The sequence below is a fragment of the Psychrobacter sp. P11F6 genome, from assembly GCF_001435295.1.
Taxonomy (GTDB): Bacteria; Pseudomonadota; Gammaproteobacteria; order Pseudomonadales; family Moraxellaceae; genus Psychrobacter.
The window spans coordinates 1,806,952-1,824,644 of record NZ_CM003594.1 but is presented as its reverse complement, the minus strand read 5'-3'; the positions used below and the strand labels follow the sequence as shown (position 1 = coordinate 1,824,644).

Sequence of the window (17,693 nt, the reverse complement as noted above, 5' to 3'; positions counted from 1 at the left end):
ACAAGCATACGATGAGTAATAATAAAAAAGAGAGCAAGGCAGTAATTGGGCTACAACAAAGCTGGGCTAGTAACATCAGTGATTATATATTGCTACGCCGCGAGCAAACGTATTTAGCGTATAAGGCAACGGATGCAAAAGCTAATACTGATAGCAAGCAAGTCGATAAAACAGAAGAAAGTAATTTATTCACCGCTCTATTCGTTATGTTAGCGACTCATTTGGAAGAGGGGCATACCGTATTAACCATTGAGTCCTCTGAGCATGAAGAAGCATTGCAAGGTCAAATCAATGATGAGGCAGTTACGCTATATGCTTGGCAGCAACAGTTATTAGAGATGCTAGCAATGCCAATCTTTGCGCTGATAGATAGCAAACTAAATACGCAATCAGAAGATGACTCTATAACTGAAAGGTCGCTATTCGTATTGTTAGAAACTCTGTTTAGCAAACAATCTCAGTTATGGGCGCAGCTGGTACTTAGTAATCCTGAAAAAGAGGTATTAGATAAACGCTTTGATATGGTGACTACACTATATCAGTTGTTGAAAAATAGCGAGTTCGAATCTTTCGTTCAGTCACTTAATGAACATACTTTATTCGCTGATGTTAATAATAATATTAGTAATAACACTAATAAAAATAGCCTAAGCAAAAATAATCAACCTATTATTTACAAACAAGTTAACAGTCAAAACACAAAAGATTCAGCAGTATCACTAACTTTTTGGCTACATCGTGCATGGCAAGCCGAGTTTAATTTAGCAAAAAATATCAACAATATTTTAAATCAGCAAGTAAGTCCTTTACAGATAGCAATGCCTGAAAATCTTCATGAGCACCAGGTAAAGGCGATTAATGTTGCTAATAACAACGCGTTTAGTATTATTACTGGTGGTCCAGGTACAGGTAAAACCTATACCGTGGCTCAGTTAGTCATTGCGCTGCAACAAGCGACAGAGAGTGGGGGGTACGGGGCTGAAAATATTAGATTCAGTACGGATAGTGCCAGTCTGGCATTGGCAGCACCGACTGGTAAGGCTGCCCAGCGCATGCAAGAATCTTTACAAGCTGCTCTCGATGCAGCAGATATTGATCTACAGTTACAAGAAGCTAAAACCATCCATCGCTTGTTAGGTATTGGTCGGACGGGCAGACCGCGCTACGATACTAACAATCCACTCGGTGAAGATATTATCATCGTTGATGAGGCGTCGATGCTCGGGGTCGAGTTGGCTAATTATCTCGTAAGTGCGGTAAAACCAGGTGCAAGGCTCATAATGCTAGGAGATGCGAACCAATTGGCAGCAGTCGATGCAGGAGCGGTATTGGCTGACTTGTGCCATATCCCACTGTTACAACCCATTCATGCAGAGTTAACCGAAAGCCGCAGATTTAGCGTAGAATCAGGTATTGGCAAACTTGCCTACCAAATTAATCAGGCAGAGGTAGATACTCAAGCCATCTGGCAGCTGTTAAGGCAGGATGAAGCCTTGATTTTTCAATATGTAAATACGCTGCAAACAAATGAGTTTAAAGATAATAAGACAATAAATAGCCTAAGTAATAAAAAAATTATTTCAAAAATATCATTAAAATATATCAATTATATAAATAAAGTAAGAAAACTCCTAAAAGATCCGATAGAAAAATCCATGCCAGAATCAGTAAAGAATACGATTACATCATTAATGGAGACATTTAATGAGTTTAGAATCCTCAGTGCTGGTCATAATGGTGAATGGGGCGATCACTACATTAATAACTATCTCACTCAATGGCACCTAACTGAACTAAAGCTACCACTGGGCCAAAACACATGGTTTCATGGTCGTCCTGTGATGGTTTTACAAAATAACTATGAACTAGGATTATTTAATGGTGACATTGGTTTTTGCTTACAAACATCGGATGAAAGAAGTCGATTAGAAGTTTTTTTCGAGAATAAAACTCAGGGGATTCCCGTCAATCTGCTAAACGAAGAGGTAATTGCCACCGCATATGCGATGACCATTCATAAATCGCAAGGATCTGAGTTTGAGCACGTTGCCATTACTTTTGATAATAGTCATGCTAGATTGCTAAGCAAAGAGCTTATTTATACGGCTGTGACCCGTGCTAAGAAACAGGTAACCATATATAGTACAAAATCTGCTTTTGAAAAGGCTGTTCAAACACCTACTGAGCGCCATACAGGTTTGGCATTACAGTTTTCTCAGCGTTAATAGAAAAATGCTCAGAAATATAAAAAGAGGACTAGAGTTGTATACCTTTGATACGGTGCTAGAGCATATTAATGAAATTATTTATAAACCCAACCAATTGATTGTTGCTTCAACTCAAGAAGAACAACAAAATCTAGAATATGCTGCTGGTACATTTGAATTAATGAACAGACTGACTGTCAAAACAGTCAGATTCAGAGTAGCTAAACAAACACCTACTAAAGTAGGGCAGTTCGTTACCTTTTGGGAAAAGGATTCCAAAGGTATTAATCAACCTTTTCAATATGATTCGTCACTAGACTTGTTAGTAATCACCGCATTTAAAGACAACCATACATTTGGGCAGTTTGTTTTTCCAAAAGATGTCTTGCTTAGACATAATATTCTTCAGTCTCATTTTACAAAAGGTAAGATGGGTATCAGGGTGTATCCTAGCTGGGATAAGCCAAGCAGTAATACTGCTAAGAAGACACAGGATTGGCAACTCGATTATTTCTTCGTGGTGACTGGTACAAACATACTGCCTACAGAAAAAATACGGGCATTGTATGAGTAGCAAAATTAACAGTAAGTGCAAAATCCAAGCAATAAAAAAGCATCCAATTTGGATGCTTTTTTTGAACTCAAATGTAGAACTTAAACTTTGTCTTCTTTGATGGCATAGATGCCAGGCAGATGACGCAAGTAACCGTGGAAATCCATACCACAGCCATAGACATAACGATCTGCAACATTGATACCGACAAAATCAACATCAAAATCTTCAACTTTACGATCATGCTCTTTATTAAGCAACACACAACATTCAAGTGATAAAGGTTTTTCTTTGCTTAATTCTTCGACAACTGTTTTTAGCGTGATACCTTCATCAAAAATATCGTCAATCAGCAATACATGCTCACCTTCAATACTAACATCAGGTTTGAATTTCCAATCTAGCTCATTGGTGCCTGCATTATCACGATAGCGTGATGCATGAATATAATGCATGCGATGGTAGAACGTCAAATGAGTCAATAGTTGACCAGCTGGAATAAGTCCACCATTCATAACAACCATAACGATTGGATTTAAACCAGCATAATGTAGGTTGAGCTGGGCGGCAAGGCGCTCATAAGCAGCGGCTACTTCGATGCTACTGATAAGGCACTCTGAGTTGCGTAATGTTTTTTCAATTTCTTGGTTGCTGATTTGGGTCATCGGGTGCGCCTTCGGTAAAAAGTGCCGCTTATTTTAGCAAATTTTAGTGAATTTGCCCAATACCATCTGTCTTTTGAGACAAAATTAATCAAATACTGGTATTTATTCCGGCTTTTCTACGATGAAAGGGCGGTAATAGTTTGCTAAACGATTTAAAGAGCGATCCGGTAGGTCGGGTAGCAACTTATTTAAGGCCATACTCATGCCTTTATCAATGGCGGCTTTGGCAACTGGGACAGCTTTGCGTTTAATCATGCCAAGTTTCAGGGTTTCAGCATAGCGGCTGATAAAGTGAGTCAATGTCTCTTCATTCATAGTTTCAAGCGCTGTTTTAAATGCTTTCATATCTACTTGATCAGGTGTGATAGCAGCAAAGCCTTTTTCGATGGTTTGCGCATCTGCATCAGATAATTTGAAACCCACTCGTTTTACACCTTCATTATCAATAAACGTCGCCCGATCTCTCAAGAAGTGAAAGCTTGGCATCACTTCTTCGTTATTCTCTTTACCGAGTAAGATGTTAAGCAGCGTATCTGTTGCTTTTTCAACTGTGCCAACAATTTTGCGCATCGAAGCTTGACGTTCAGGGTTTGGAATAATATCTACCAATCCAATCAACAAATTGTCGATTAGATCACGTGCTGTTTGATGCGTCAGGGCATCACGATATGGGTAGTATTCCACCTCCTCATTTGAGGCAATCACTTGCTCAGCGTCAATGATTAATGCTTTCAATTTATCTGAAGGTACAAACCCAAAATAATGCGCCATGGTGCTTCCTTTATTTGTTGTTTTTCATGTTTAACCAGCGTTACATTTGTCGTTAAATCAGTTAGTATCTAAATGGGTTGCAGTCAAAGACTCACCATATGCTGACTAGTGACATGTGCTAACGATAGAATGCAAAGCCTTATTAATGGATGATGATACCACAGTACTTCTATAAACAGCCTTTGGACAGGTGCGCTAAGTCACTAGTCGCCGACTAATTTAACATATTTTTTATATTCTAAATTAAAAAGCTTGAACTTATAAGGCTACCTATTACTTGTCTAAGGAGAGATAAGATGAATAGTGCAATCGTGCTAGTGTTTGCTGTTGCCGCGATGCTTTGCGGTTATCTGTTTTACTCAAAATTTATCGCTACTAAAATCTTGGCATTGGATAACAGTATCCCCACGCCAGCGCACACTATGAAAGATGGGGTAGATTATATCCCCACCAATAAATACGTGCTATGGGGACATCATTTTACTTCAGTCGCAGGAGCGGCTCCGATTATTGGTCCTGCCATTGCCGTTATTTGGGGCTGGGTACCTGCTATCATTTGGGTAGTATTGGGCACGATTTTTATGGCAGGTGTCCACGATATGTCAGCCATTTGGGCTAGTATGCGCAATCGAGGTCAGTCGATTGGCTCGATTGCCGGTACCGTCATGGGTACACGTGTACGTAGCTTGATGATGATCGTTATCTTCTTATTATTACTCATGGTGAATGCGGTATTTGGTGTCGCTATTGCTAATATGATGATAAAAACCCCATCCGCTGTGCTGCCAGTTTGGGGTGCTTTGATAGTCGCCTTTATCATCGGTCAGTGTATTTATCGCTACAAGATGAATCTGGTTTGGGTATCAATCATTGGGGTCACGGCTTTATATGGGCTTATCTATCTTGGTCCTATGTTCCCTGTCGTATTACCTGAGACATTCTTAGGCTTACCTGACAATGCTGTTTGGATTATTATCTTGTTTGCTTATGCGGCAATCGCTTCTTTATTACCGGTTTGGATGCTCTTGCAGCCGCGTGATTACATCAATGGCTTACAGTTATTTGTCGGTCTGATTTTACTATATGCCGCCATCTTTATTGCGACGCCGAATATTGTCGCGCCAGCGATAAACACAGCATTGCCAATCGGTACACCATCTATGGTGCCTTTATTGTTTGTGACCATTGCTTGTGGTGCAATTTCAGGCTTTCATGGTTTGGTGGCAACGGGTACGACATCTAAGCAGATTGATAAAGAAGAGGATGTGCGATTCGTTGGTTACTTCGGTGCCATGGGTGAGGGCATGCTAGCACTTGGTGCAATACTTGCGGCAACAGCAGGCTTTGCAACCCTTGGCGACTGGCAAGCCGTTTATCAAAAATTTGGCGACGGCTCTATTGGTGCCTTTATTGATGGCGGTGCAACCATACTGAATGCAGGCGTCGGTATTGATATGGTTTTATCACAGACGATGCTGACGGTAATGGCAGCATTGTTCGCGGGTACTACAATGGATACTGGGGTACGTTTGCAACGCTATATTTTCCAAGAGTTTGGTGAGATTTATAAACTGCCTGTTCTAAATAAAAGTGTGGTGGCAACATTGCTTGCCGTTGGTAGCTGTTTGTTATTAGCCTTTGGTGCTGGTGGCATCGATGGTGCTGGCGGTATGATTATTTGGCCATTATTTGGCACGACGAATCAGCTCATGGCAGCCTTAACCTTGATGATTGTCACCGTTATCTTGTTACGTAAAGGCAGACCTGTGTGGTATACCTTGGGGCCATTGTCATTCTTACTGGTCATGACGGTTTTTGCGTTATTGATTCAGCTAAAAACCTTTTTCAATGATGGTAATTGGCTGCTTATTATTATGGATATTATTATCTTGATAGCTACGATTTTAGTGACGTTTGAGAGTCTATCGGTACTCCGAAAAGAGTGGTCGATACACAGAGGCAAAAGTAACCTCTAAGCCATGTTAAATGCCTAGTTAAATATTTACTAAAATGTATAAAAAACGCTAGCAGCAATTGCTGGCGTTTTTTGTCTCATATAGGCATGATAGATAATAAATATACGCAAAATAAAAGTCTTCATGGAAACAACAAATATGACAAATCCTATAAAAAACATTGAGCCATGGTGGCAACGGTTTGCGGCTGGGTTAAATGAGTTTTATCATGCGCCTTATCGTCAGACAATGGCACGCGCCGCGCGTGATGAAGAAGATTTTTTCATGCTACTCATGTTTTCGGAAAGCTTGGGTATCGACAATCCGGCAAGCTTTTATACATTAGAGTTGCAGCCTTTGTTTTTAGAAAACTTCCATGAATGGCATACCAGAATGGGTATGGATAGATGCCCTTTTGACCACGTTGGTTGCTGCTAGTTTCCTTTGAATTCATTAAAATGAGATACAAGTATGGCATTACACCCTTTACCCGCATTGGTAGAGCAACTGGCAACACAATCGATTATATTTATCGGCGGCAAGGGCGGTGTCGGTAAAACCACCACTGCCGCCGCACTTGCCAGCTATTATGCCAATCAAGGCAAAAAGACACTGATTGTCTCGACCGATCCAGCACACAGCTTGGGAGATGTGTTAAACGTCCCGCTCAAAAACCAAAAAACAGCAGTAACTTCTTATCTAGATGCTATTGAACTAAACCCTGATATCATCGTTGATGAACATTTTGCCCAAGTTGAACGCACCATTACTTCCTATGCTAATCCAGACATGATGCCAAAAATTCGCGAACATCTACGGCTATCAAAATCAGCACCTGGCGCACAAGAAGCCGCGATGCTCGAATCTATGTGCCAGCACTTGGTTGAAGCAGCAGATGCCGGCTATGAGCACGTCATTTTTGATACTGCACCGACGGGACATACACTGCGTTTATTAGTGCTGCCTGAAATGATGGGGGCGTGGACGGATGGATTGCTAGCTCAGCAACGGCGGCAGGCAAAACTGCGCTCGGTGGCAAACCATTTGGGCAGTCATGAACAAAAAATCCAGCAAAAAAATGACAATGATTTAGCCAATCCGTTTGCTGAAAAGAGGAATGATCGCTGGGAGCAAGCAGTATCCGTACTAGAGAAACGCAAACAGCTGTTTCGTCAGGCAGGGTTGCTACTGCATGACCGTACACAAACCGCCATTGTATTGGTTATGACAGCTGATGTACTGCCACTGGCTGAAACAAAGCGAGCGATAGAGCAGTTAGAAGACAGTAAGCTCATGCCAGCCGCCATCGTTATCAATCAGTTGATAGCACCAACTCAGTCTGATGATTTTTGGCAGCGTCGTGCTGAGCGCCAACAACAATTAATGCAAGATATTGAGCAAAGCTTTCCCAAGTATCCGCTATACCCAATATATCTGCAACAAACGGACGTACGCGGTACCTTTGCCTTAAGTGCATTAGTAAGCCCAGCATCATAAAGCCCGTCAGTAAGAAATTTTATCTCAAACATGTTTATGCACTATGGCTGACCCTGATACGACGACAGCTTACTTGCCAGCGACCATGCCATATCTGCTCGTAATAGCTGCGCTTGTTCAGACTTACCACTACTGAGTGATGACCATTGCGGTTTACCACGAGCTTTCTTGAGCTCACTGGGTAATTTATGTGTCGGCCATGGTGTGACAGTGGCGCTTTCGTCATCTAACGACTGTTCGATACTGGATTTCTCACCTTTATACAGCAATTGCGTGGCATCAGTTGCTGCATGACCACGATGACGTAGGGCGGTGAGTAAATCTATGGCTCGGGTTGCCAGCAAGGTTAGGGTAGCAGGGTCGATATACAAACGTTTTACCCCAGTGATTCTATCGGCAATACTACTGGTATTAGATAACAGCCCACCTGCGATACCGCCAATGGCAGCACCTAATCCTAAAGTAGTGCCAAGTGCTGCAGCATCGATGCCAAGACCTAATAACGCGCCAGCTGCCGCGCCAGAAGTGGTGCGAATACCGTAACTTTTTAGCAGCTCAGGGTTGAACGGATCTTGTTGATAGGCTTTTAGCTCAAGTGGCGTTGCCGCTACGTCATTGTCATAAAATTTATATAAATTGAGCAAGTTGTTCTGCATCGCCCGTTCGCTCTGTCTCACCGCCTCTTGCATTTGCTGTAATACTGGCATTGGGTCGTCATCTTCACTAATCTCACGAACAAAAGCAGCAACATTGATTAAAAAATCAGCAATGATAATATTGGCTTCATCATAAAGCTGTGCCCAGTCTTCAGTGCGGCGCGCCATCAACTGCTCAAGCATCTCAGAGTGGGTAAGCATGGTGGCTAAATTCTGCCATAAGCGCATTTCATCTTCAAATTCAAAAGCCACGGAGTCAAAACGCGTCGAAATATGCAAATTGCGACGCGCTAGCATGGTCTGCCACTCGTCGATGTTGGTATCCTGACTGTCAGTAAAATTAAATACCGGCATAACAGGAATCGCTGCCCAAGATAAAATAGCCAGCTCGTCTTTATATTTACCGAGTACCGGCTCACGTGCATCGACGACATAAATAGCCATATCATTTGCCAGCAGCTGACGGATAACTTTAGCTTCTTGGCTATAGTCCTCATTGCTATTTAGCTCATCACCACCTTGGGCAATGTCTGCTGCCAAAAACTGTTGCAAACGCTCAATGCCATCACGCCGACTGGCGGTATTGTCCTCTAACCAATCCATTAATCCTGACGCATCTTCTAAACCCGGTGTGTCATACAATACCACCAACACTTCGCCCGTTTGGCTGTCTGTTAATTTGGCTTGCTCTACATGACGGGTAGTTGCGGCTTCATTTTTTACTTCACCAAAATAGACGTCACGCAATAGGGTACGCAGTATGGATGTCTTGCCCGTATTGGTATGACCAACGACGGCCAATTTTAGCGGTTCACCACTGGCGATGGTTTTCCTTGTCATACTTGTCGTCGTTGTTAATGGTTCAGTTGATAAAGGTTGATTGTCTTGAGTTTCCACTGACTGAGTTACAGCTGATTTTAAAGTGCTGTTTGCGGTATTAGGGGTTGCCTCATAAGCCTTATCTGCAAAGAGACCAGCAGGCTTATTGTGTTCATAGTTCTCTTTTTTATTATCATTATTCATAATATCGTCTTATATTTATTAATGATCAAAACATACAGTGGCTTTTATTGTAGAACAAATTGTGTGCTATTTCGGTATTAATACTAACCATTTGTCTTAAGTAACTGATAATCCCAGTTTGGCTAGTCAATCAAGCATTCACTAGACCAATGTTGCGGGCAGAGAGTGCGGTTTGCCACTGCTTATAACGAACATCTTGATCGTCTGCAACCTGCTTGGTTAAGTCTAAAGCGCTTGAATCACTCAGCAACTGCACAATGAGCCCATCTTTGGCGTGAGCAGCGATTTGATCAAGTTTGCGCAATGTGCCACGGTCAGGTAAGGCTTTATGATGAATACCAAGTAAGACCTGCACTGGGTGACTGTCTAAATACGTCTTCAAACGTGCCATATCGTCACGATCATCAACGATACCGAAATTCTCTATCTCACTATTATTGATATTAGCATCCAGACCTGCAAGCCACCAGTTATCCTGCTCTGCTGGATACTCAAGCAAAGCAACCAGCTTCTTGCCAGCGCTAACAGCTGCTTTTGGCGCAATAGGAACGGGCACTTCATTAAAGTCATCAGCATCTACCACCTGACGTTGCCAAAAGTTTAAAATCTTTTGATAATAGGGCTGCTTAATGTCCAACCGCATTTTTTTACGACGGAACATCAATGCGCAAAACGCCCAAGCAATCGCTCTTGGTACAATACCGTACATCAGCAAGATACCAACCAATAAGCCTGCCCATTGCCGCGCAACAGTCAATGGCATCGCATCAGTCACCAAGCGACTCTGTACGATAGCGGTGCTGTCTGGCACATCGAATCCCACCATACTTGGTAACCAGCCAAGTACCTGTGTCAAAGTAATTAGCGCTTGATCGGATAGTAAAGTCGACTCCCAGCTAAAGCTATACTGACGCACAATCAACAGGAAAATAATCGCCAGCAGCATGCCCGTCAACGTTGCCAGCCATAACTGATGACTAAATCGCCCCAAATACCAGCGCATCCCGCTATGCTGTAATTGGCGCTCGTACAAGTGGACTGCTGCCTTGGTAACATCATCCTTGCCACGTATCAGATAACTGGGACTGACAAAATTAGCAAACCAATTTGACGACTGCTTACCTTGATTAATCAAAGTCATGACTAGCCAGCCTAACAGCATAATGGTATGAAAACCCAGCAAACAAACCAATACATAAAAGAAATTCACCACATTGGTCTGTAGTAAGGTGAATAATCCCAAAAATCCCGAGAGACACCACACCACGCTCATGACCACCATGATGCCTTTAATACGCCCGTCAATTTTGCCCAATACTCGTGCCAGCGCACCGTTACTATCGATACGTGAGGCTCGGCGGTGCAATTTTTGAATGGGTTTGCCATCCTCACCTTGTAGCTTTTCCGTGATAAGTAGCGGGTCAGTGGCAAACACATGTTGCTGCGTCTCAAGCGTGCGTACCAACTCAGTTAATTGATCTTGGGGTGATAGCATAATGCGATAACATCCATATAAAGGTGTTTATGTAGGAGATAATTCTTGATTATTGTAGCGTATATATGAAGACACGCCTTCGCCAAATGTTAAAAAATGAACATTTATTAAGCATTTTTATCATGGTAAAGATAATAAAAATCAGCCAAAATGAATAATAAACAAAATGATAATGACAATAGTGTAAAAAAACAGAGGGTAAAGAACGCTGTTAAAGAGAATCTAAAAAAGGAATCATCATGAATAACAGAACGTATCTAATCGTTGGTGGTACAGGCGGCATTGGTAGAGCGATGATTGAACACTTATTAAATGGTACTGCCAGTGGCAATACGGATGAAAATGCGAATACCGATGAAAATGCGAATACCGATAATGGTGGAAAACAAGATATCCATATATTTGCCACTTATCATCGAAACATACCTGATTTTGAGGCTGACAATCTGCATTGGATATCCATGAACCTCTGCGACGAACAGAGTATCCAACAAGCAGCCGAGGTTATTCAGCAGCAAACCACTCATATTGATTGGATTATCAATTGTGCAGGGTTATTACATACGGCGACGCAGCAGCCAGAAAAAGCGCTGCGTCAGGTTGAGACTGATTTCTTTTTACAAAACATGCAAGTGAATGCCTTAGCCAGCTTACTCATTGCCAAGCATTTTAGACCACTATTAGCCAAATCTGCGCGTAGTAATGACAAGCCCGCAATCTTTGCAACGATATCCGCGCGCGTTGGCAGTATCAGTGACAACCAACTGGGCGGATGGTATAGCTATCGTATGAGTAAAGCGGCACTCAATATGGGCATGAAAAACCTGAGTATTGAATGGAGTCGCTCGCTCAAAGACGTGTGCGTGGTTGTCCTGCAGCCAGGAACGGTAAATACGCAACTATCAGCCCCTTTTCAAGGTAATGTGGCCGAAGGTCAGTTGTTCTCGCCAGCCTACAGTGCGGAATGCTTATTAGAAGTACTTAACCGTATGACAGCTGCGCAATCAGGAAGCTTTGTTGACTGGGCAGGGGAATCCATACCTTGGTAGCTCTAAACGATTAAAAGATTCATAAAGCCAATTCAATAGATAAAAACAGGGCGTGTCGTTGTCGTTAATATGATGACAATGACACGTCCTGTTTTATTGATAATATAAGGGTGATTCTTAGATAGGAAAATGCTTAGTTCGCCATAAGTAAGTCCATAAACTCATGTACTGCGGTGTGTTCTAAGCGCTTTTGATCGCTACAAAGGGCAAAAATATCCTGACAGCGACTGTCGATAAATCGCGTCGCCAAACTGGCACGAAACTTGGCTTCTAATATCGGCAAGCCCTCAGTACGGCGACGTTTATGTCCGATTGGGTATTCGACGGCAACCTTGTCGGTACTGCTACCATCTTTAAAGAATATCTGAATGGCATTGGCAATCGAGCGCTTACTTGGGTCATGATAATCTTTTGAATAACCCGCATCTTCTTCTACAATCATCTTGCGGCGTAGACCATCAATTAAAAGATGGTGCTGTGCATGATAATCGTCTTCATAATTTTCTGCCATTAAATCGCCAGTTAGTAGAGGCACCGCGACCATATATTGCAAACAATGATCGCGATCCGCAGGGTTGGCCAATGTGCCTTCTTTAGAGATAATTCTAATCGCGGATTCATGAGTGGTCAGGACAATTTTTTCAATATCGTCGATTCTGTCATCAATACGTGGATGTAAAATCACAGCCGCCTCACAAGCAGTCTGCGCATGAAACTCGGCAGGAAAGCTTAACTTAAATAAGATATTTTCCATTACGTAACTGCCAAACTCACGCTGGAAAGTAAAACGGCGCTCGTTTGCAGGTTTAAGGGCTAAGTCTTTATTGGTATGGCTAAACAATACATCATAAAACCCCCACTGCGATGCAGAGAGTGCCCCAGGAATACCCATTTCACCGCGACGGGTAATATCAACCAAGCGTACCGCGCGACTGGTAGCGTCGCCTGCCGCCCAAGATTTACGGCTACCGGCATTGGGTGCATGACGATAGGTACGCAACGCCTGACCATCAACGATCGCCTGCGAGATGGCAGCCATGATACGCTCACGTGGCAATTTATAGAGCTTGGCGACCACAGCAGTAGAGGCTAATTTAACTAAAAACACATGATCAAGACCCACACGGTTGAATGAGTTTTCCAGTGCAATTACACCCTGAATCTCATGTGCCATAATCATAGCCTCGAGTATCTCACGCATGGTTAATGGCTGATGATTGCGACTGACACTTTGTTGGCTGATATAATCGGCGACTGCTAGGATACCGCCTAAATTGTCCGAAGGGTGCCCCCATTCAGCAGCCAGCCACGTGTCATTATAATCGAGCCAGCGCACCATACAGCCGATATCAAAGGCGGCTTTGATAGGATCTAGTCTGTGGGCTGTACCCGGAACGCGCGCACCATTAGGTGTGAGCTGATCGGCACAATCAGGACCCAGATGCTTAGTACATTCAGGGAAACGTAGCGCAAGCAAACCGCAGCCGAGGGTATCCATCAGACAGTGACGGGCAGTATTCCAAGCATCTGCGCTATTGAGGGAGTCGTTATCTATCGAATAATTAAGCACATAATCAGCAATCTTTTGAATCTCAATGTCATATTCTGGACGGACATTGCTTTCTACCGTTGCATCATTTTTATTTGAATGTGTTGTATCTGAATTATCATTTGACATGGTTGTTTCCTCTTCCTTGAGTGTGCTACTTTCTTGACCCATTATCTCGGTCATCTTTTTAAATTAGCCATCATTTAAAAGTAGCATACTCAATATCAAACAACCAAACTGAATTATGTTAAAAATTAAAACCTTGCGGCGCGCTTAAATCATCAAATATAGCAGACCTAACACAAATAAAGCCGCCATGATAAACAGCAGAAAACTTAATACTTTGTTCGTTGTGGAGGCAGACTCAGTACGCTCTTTTTGTACTTTGTTTTTCTTGGCAACGTATAGAACCATTTTTACATGCTCTATGTTATCTTCGAGATAATGATCGCCTTCAGGTACAAACCCCAAGGACTCATAAAAGCTGAGTAAGTAGGCTTGTGCAGAGAGTATAATCGGGCGCTTCTTGCCATATTTTTTACGGCAGTGCGCTATGGCATGAATCATCATCTGCCGTGCGATACCTTCACCTCTGTGCTCTGATAATACCAGCACTCTACCGATGGCAGGCATAGCAGTATGATTGGTCTTAATCGTAGGGTCGGCGACCGATAGATTGGATTTTAATTTATTAAATTCAGGCGGAATAATACGGCAGTAGCCTACCAACGCCTCGTTTTGATGCGCGATAAGATGTAGGCAGTCAAAGTCCACCTCATCCATATCTTGATAAGCGCAGTTTTGCTCAACCACAAACACTTGTGATCGGGCTTTTAAAATATGATAGAGATCAACTGAGGTCAGCTCATCAAAGGTTTTGATAGAAAATTCACAAGTCATAGTGGGCTAGCTTCTGGAAATAGGCGGTAAAAGATTGGCATTATAACGATTTAGGCACACATTAACCATTCCTAACCCTTTAGAGTCTGGCTGATTTTATCCAAATTTAAGCTATCCGACATGGCATTGAATATCTCAAAATATTTGCCGTGTTTCTCATATAGCGCTTCATGCGTACCGGTTTCAACCACGCGACCATCTTCTATCACGACCAAGTCAACCGCATCGATAATTTGGGCAATATTATGCGAAACCATAATCACGGTACGATCTTTTTTGATGAGATCTAAGCTCTTCTTCACTTGTTGGCTGGCGATGGCATCGAGGCTAGCGGTTGGCTCATCCAAAAACACAATAGGCGGATCTTTTAAAAACATTCGTGCCAGCGCGATACGTTGCTGTTGACCACCAGACAATGACTTTGCTGTACTCTCATAGCCTTCTGCTAAATTAATAATTTGCTCATGAATGGAGGCTTTTTTTGCTGCAATGATAATATCTTCATCAGTCGCATTCATATCGCCATAGCGGATATTTTCGCTAATCGTACCGGAAAATATATGATTACTTTGTAGTACCAAACCGATATTTTGCCTCAGCTCATGGGTATCGTAGTCGGCTAGATTCTGACCATCTAAGCATATCGTGCCGGCGTCAGGCTCATAAAACCTTACCAACAGATTGATAATCGTACTCTTGCCAGCACCACTTAAGCCCACCAGCGCCGTAATGCGATTGGGCTTGATGGTAAAACTGACATCCTTTAGCGCTTGGGTGCCATTAGGATAGGTAAAGTTGACATGTTTAAGCTCAATATGACCTTTTAAGTTTTTGCTACTCAAACCAGAGACTTTTTCAACTTGATCATCGTCCTCTAAAATCTCAAAAAAGCCTTCAGCATAGGTAAGCGCATTGTTAATTTGATCATATATGCGATGTAATTGACGGATAGGGGCCGCGACGTTTTGAAATAGCATGACATGGAATAAAATCATACCGATGGTCATCTGGCCTTTTAATACAAAGTAGGATGTCAGCAGAATGATTACCACCACGCCAATCTGCTCAATAAAGGTCTTTATCGCATCATAAATAAAACCAATACTGCGAATGCGCAGCTGATTGTCAGTCATGTCTTTTTGAATGGTTAAGTGCTTTTCTGCTTCTATCGACTCACGAACAAAGGATTTCACCACGCTGATGGAGTTGATCAAGGAGATAACCAAGCCACTTTTGGCTTCTCTATAGCCACGCATCTGCCGACGAAAACCTTGTAGACGCCGTGCTTGTTTTTGACTGATGAAGAAATATATCGGGATGATAATAAGACCAACCAAGCCGATCCAAAAGTTGGTCGAAAACATAATGATTAGCGATACAATGGCACTTGCAAACAGCGGTAGCATATCGATAAAGAAGTTCTGTACTAGGCTTGTAAGACTGCTAACGCCATAATCGATACGGGTTTGCAGCTTGCCACTGTCGTTTTCACTACTGGTATAAAACGCCATACGGTAAGTTAAGATACGCTCAATGATTTTTTGCGATAAATCACGCGAGAGATTGATACGAATCTTTTCACCATAAAAGCGCTGTCCAAACGAGATGAATATCGACAATATCTCTTTAGTCAGCAATACCACACTGATAATAGTGAGCATGCGCACGCCAGCTTCCCAAGGCTCGGTAAGGGTGGCGATTTCGGTCAAGGTATCAACAGCATAGCGCAGCACAAAGGCATTAACCTGAGCCGTAAAGGAGCCTAGCACCGTCAATATCAAGGTAGCAATGATTATTAAGCGATAAGGCTGAGCAAAGACGGCAAGCTTTTTTAGGATATCCCACAGCAAAGCCCGTCGCTCCGTTTTTTTGAGCGGCGGCTTTTTGTCTAGTGGTGATTTATTAAGAGTAGGAGAAGTTGGCATTTTATTAGAGTAAAACAAACGCAAGCAAAAAGCTATTCAGAGTATAAGTATTAAAGAAATCGAACAAATAATAAACGTTTAAAACGCATCTGCTGGTACAAACACTTCTCCAACCATGATACGACGAGCAGAGCGGCTCATCGACACCTTTTTGGCTTGCCAGCGACCATCGACTTGCTCGGTTTTTCCGCCTACTAATAACGTGCCAGAGGGATGACCAAAACGTACTTCACTAAGTTGCTTTTTCGATTGACCGCCACCTGCCGCTTCATTGACCAATGTACCTTGTGTAGTTGCCGCTGCGGCAATCGCAACCGCTGCCGTGCCCATCATGGCATGATGTAGTTGCCCCATGCTCATCGCCCGTACGACAAGATCAATCTCATTCGCCTCAACGGCTTTGCCACTTGATGCGCTGTAACTTTGTGCAGCGCCAACCCATGCAATCTTGGGTATATGCTGACTGCTTTGCGCTTCACTGACGTCTTTAAACAGCCCCATCGCAACACCGCCTTTGGCACGGATTTTTTCAAGCTTAGCCAAGGTTTCGCTATCGCTGTTGATATCACCTTGCAGCTCAGTACCGGTAAAGCCCAAATCTTCTGCTTTCATAAAGATGGTTGGGATACCCGCACTGATAAAGGTCGCCTTTACGTTATCAGTATTTAGGCCACAACCCGACACATCAAAATCATCGACTAGATTGTTTGTCGGGAACATATCACTAGATGAATCTACTGGATCAATAAATTCAATCTTTACTTCGGCAGCAGGAAAGGTCACACCATCTAGCTCAAAATCGCCCGTTTCTTGGACTTGTACCTTGCCTTGTTCATCTAAGTAAACAGGCACATGGGCAATAATGGTTTTACCGATATTCTGTTGCCAAATGCGTACTTCGCAAATGCCAGTATTCGCACTATTTGCGATCTTATCAGTATCGACTAAGCTCATATTAATGGCACAGGCACCAACCGCCGCAGTTAAGTTGCCACAGTTACCCGCCCAATCAATCATCGGCTTGGCAATATTTACCTGTCCAAACAGATAGTTGACATCATGGTTTTCTTTTTCAGACTTGGATAAGATTACTGTCTTTGAGGTGCTAGAGCTACCATTTCCTAAGCCGTCAATTTGCTTACCATAAGGGTCAGGGCTACCGATGACACGTAATAGGAAATTATCGCGCGACTCGCCAGCAACTTGGCAACGTTCTGGTAGGTCGGAGAGTTTAAAGAACGTGCCTTTTGAGGTGCCGCCACGCATATAGGTGGCAGGGACGGATATTTGTGGGGCGAATTTTGGTTTATTTTCTGAAGTTGATTGGGTCATTTTTTATTCCTTTTTATAATTTTTTAAGTTCGCGTCTTGGATAAGGGGTGGTAGCAGATATAAAAAAACCGATGCCGTATAATTTATACAACATCGGCTCTTTGATTATTCAAAAC

14 protein-coding genes are annotated in these 17,693 nt (G+C 42.7%); 6 read left to right on the top strand and 8 right to left on the bottom strand.

The window, feature by feature from the left end; all coding sequences use genetic code 11:
- Positions 1-11 precede the first annotated feature (11 nt).
- Positions 12-2,225, top strand: coding sequence for an exodeoxyribonuclease V subunit alpha (recD, locus tag AK822_RS07455; RefSeq protein ID WP_060491149.1), 2,214 nt, complete (start codon positions 12-14; stop codon positions 2,223-2,225).
- A 37-nt stretch (positions 2,226-2,262) separates the two neighbouring features.
- Positions 2,263-2,781, top strand: a complete 519-nt coding sequence (locus AK822_RS07450; protein WP_087945700.1) for a MepB family protein — start codon at positions 2,263-2,265, stop codon at positions 2,779-2,781.
- A gap of 80 nt (positions 2,782-2,861) precedes the next feature.
- On the opposite strand, the gene AK822_RS07445 is transcribed toward AK822_RS07450, so the two are convergent.
- Together AK822_RS07445 and AK822_RS07440 are read right to left on the bottom strand one after the other, a co-directional pair.
- Positions 2,862-3,425, bottom strand: coding sequence for a hypoxanthine-guanine phosphoribosyltransferase (locus AK822_RS07445; protein ID WP_045447249.1), 564 nt, complete (start codon positions 3,423-3,425; stop codon positions 2,862-2,864).
- A 102-nt stretch (positions 3,426-3,527) separates the two neighbouring features.
- Entirely contained in the window at positions 3,528-4,196 is a 669-nt protein-coding gene (locus AK822_RS07440) for a hypothetical protein (RefSeq protein ID WP_060491147.1), read from the bottom strand.
- Positions 4,197-4,492: 296 nt separating this feature from the next.
- On the opposite strand from AK822_RS07440, the gene AK822_RS07435 reads away from it, so the two are divergent.
- The 3 genes from AK822_RS07435 (at position 4,493) to AK822_RS07425 (ending at position 7,648) form a co-directional block, all read left to right on the top strand.
- Positions 4,493-6,172 carry a carbon starvation CstA family protein gene (locus AK822_RS07435; RefSeq protein ID WP_055125815.1) on the top strand — a complete coding sequence of 560 codons (1,680 nt, stop codon included), beginning with the start codon at positions 4,493-4,495 and terminating at the stop codon, positions 6,170-6,172.
- Positions 6,173-6,310: 138 nt separating this feature from the next.
- Positions 6,311-6,589 (top strand): cory-CC-star protein, encoded by a 279-nt coding sequence (locus tag AK822_RS07430; RefSeq protein ID WP_372886017.1) that lies wholly within the window; start codon positions 6,311-6,313, stop codon positions 6,587-6,589.
- A 33-nt stretch (positions 6,590-6,622) separates the two neighbouring features.
- Positions 6,623-7,648, top strand: a complete 1,026-nt coding sequence (locus AK822_RS07425; protein WP_060491145.1) for an ArsA family ATPase — start codon at positions 6,623-6,625, stop codon at positions 7,646-7,648.
- A gap of 41 nt (positions 7,649-7,689) precedes the next feature.
- Here the strand turns inward: AK822_RS07425 and AK822_RS07420 are convergent, their stop codons facing one another.
- Both AK822_RS07420 and AK822_RS07415 read right to left on the bottom strand, forming a co-directional pair.
- Positions 7,690-9,327 carry a DUF3482 domain-containing protein gene (locus AK822_RS07420; protein WP_060491144.1) on the bottom strand — a complete coding sequence of 546 codons (1,638 nt, stop codon included), beginning with the start codon at positions 9,325-9,327 and terminating at the stop codon, positions 7,690-7,692.
- A 130-nt stretch (positions 9,328-9,457) separates the two neighbouring features.
- Positions 9,458-10,822, bottom strand: a complete 1,365-nt coding sequence (locus AK822_RS07415; protein ID WP_060491143.1) for a DUF2868 domain-containing protein — start codon at positions 10,820-10,822, stop codon at positions 9,458-9,460.
- Between the two features lie 239 nt (positions 10,823-11,061).
- Between AK822_RS07415 and AK822_RS07410 the strand changes: the two genes are divergently transcribed.
- The gene (locus AK822_RS07410; protein WP_060491142.1) at positions 11,062-11,871 is read left to right on the top strand and encodes an SDR family oxidoreductase; all 810 of its coding nucleotides are present in this window, start codon (positions 11,062-11,064) and stop codon (positions 11,869-11,871) included.
- A gap of 133 nt (positions 11,872-12,004) precedes the next feature.
- On the opposite strand, the gene AK822_RS07405 is transcribed toward AK822_RS07410, so the two are convergent.
- The 4 genes from AK822_RS07405 to prpF all read right to left on the bottom strand — a co-directional run bounded on the left by AK822_RS07405 (position 12,005) and on the right by prpF (position 17,577).
- The gene (locus AK822_RS07405; protein WP_060491141.1) at positions 12,005-13,549 is read right to left on the bottom strand and encodes a bifunctional 2-methylcitrate dehydratase/aconitate hydratase; all 1,545 of its coding nucleotides are present in this window, start codon (positions 13,547-13,549) and stop codon (positions 12,005-12,007) included.
- A gap of 144 nt (positions 13,550-13,693) precedes the next feature.
- On the bottom strand, positions 13,694-14,320 hold the full coding sequence (locus AK822_RS07400; protein WP_060491140.1) for a GNAT family N-acetyltransferase: 627 nt from the start codon (positions 14,318-14,320) through the stop codon (positions 13,694-13,696).
- Positions 14,321-14,391: 71 nt separating this feature from the next.
- Positions 14,392-16,245: an ABC transporter ATP-binding protein gene (locus tag AK822_RS07395; protein ID WP_060491139.1), complete on the bottom strand. Its 1,854-nt coding sequence runs from the start codon at positions 16,243-16,245 to the stop codon at positions 14,392-14,394.
- Between the two features lie 78 nt (positions 16,246-16,323).
- Positions 16,324-17,577 carry a 2-methylaconitate cis-trans isomerase PrpF gene (gene prpF / locus AK822_RS07390; protein WP_060491138.1) on the bottom strand — a complete coding sequence of 418 codons (1,254 nt, stop codon included), beginning with the start codon at positions 17,575-17,577 and terminating at the stop codon, positions 16,324-16,326.
- Positions 17,578-17,693 lie beyond the last annotated feature (116 nt).

Bases quoted from the DNA above. Each gene is read 5' to 3' on its own strand.
- AK822_RS07430 (WP_372886017.1), top strand. From the start codon at position 6,311: ATGACAAATCCTATAAAAAACATTGAGCCATGGTGGCAACGGTTTGCG.
- AK822_RS07410 (WP_060491142.1), top strand. From the start codon at position 11,062: ATGAATAACAGAACGTATCTAATCGTTGGTGGTACAGGCGGCATTGGT.
- recD (WP_060491149.1), top strand. From the start codon at position 12: ATGAGTAATAATAAAAAAGAGAGCAAGGCAGTAATTGGGCTACAACAA.
- AK822_RS07445 (WP_045447249.1), bottom strand. From the start codon at position 3,425: ATGACCCAAATCAGCAACCAAGAAATTGAAAAAACATTACGCAACTCA.
- AK822_RS07440 (WP_060491147.1), bottom strand. From the start codon at position 4,196: ATGGCGCATTATTTTGGGTTTGTACCTTCAGATAAATTGAAAGCATTA.
- AK822_RS07400 (WP_060491140.1), bottom strand. From the start codon at position 14,320: ATGACTTGTGAATTTTCTATCAAAACCTTTGATGAGCTGACCTCAGTT.
- AK822_RS07420 (WP_060491144.1), bottom strand. From the start codon at position 9,327: ATGAATAATGATAATAAAAAAGAGAACTATGAACACAATAAGCCTGCT.
- AK822_RS07415 (WP_060491143.1), bottom strand. From the start codon at position 10,822: ATGCTATCACCCCAAGATCAATTAACTGAGTTGGTACGCACGCTTGAG.
- prpF (WP_060491138.1), bottom strand. From the start codon at position 17,577: ATGACCCAATCAACTTCAGAAAATAAACCAAAATTCGCCCCACAAATA.
- AK822_RS07435 (WP_055125815.1), top strand. From the start codon at position 4,493: ATGAATAGTGCAATCGTGCTAGTGTTTGCTGTTGCCGCGATGCTTTGC.
- AK822_RS07395 (WP_060491139.1), bottom strand. From the start codon at position 16,245: ATGCCAACTTCTCCTACTCTTAATAAATCACCACTAGACAAAAAGCCG.
- AK822_RS07405 (WP_060491141.1), bottom strand. From the start codon at position 13,549: ATGTCAAATGATAATTCAGATACAACACATTCAAATAAAAATGATGCA.
- AK822_RS07425 (WP_060491145.1), top strand. From the start codon at position 6,623: ATGGCATTACACCCTTTACCCGCATTGGTAGAGCAACTGGCAACACAA.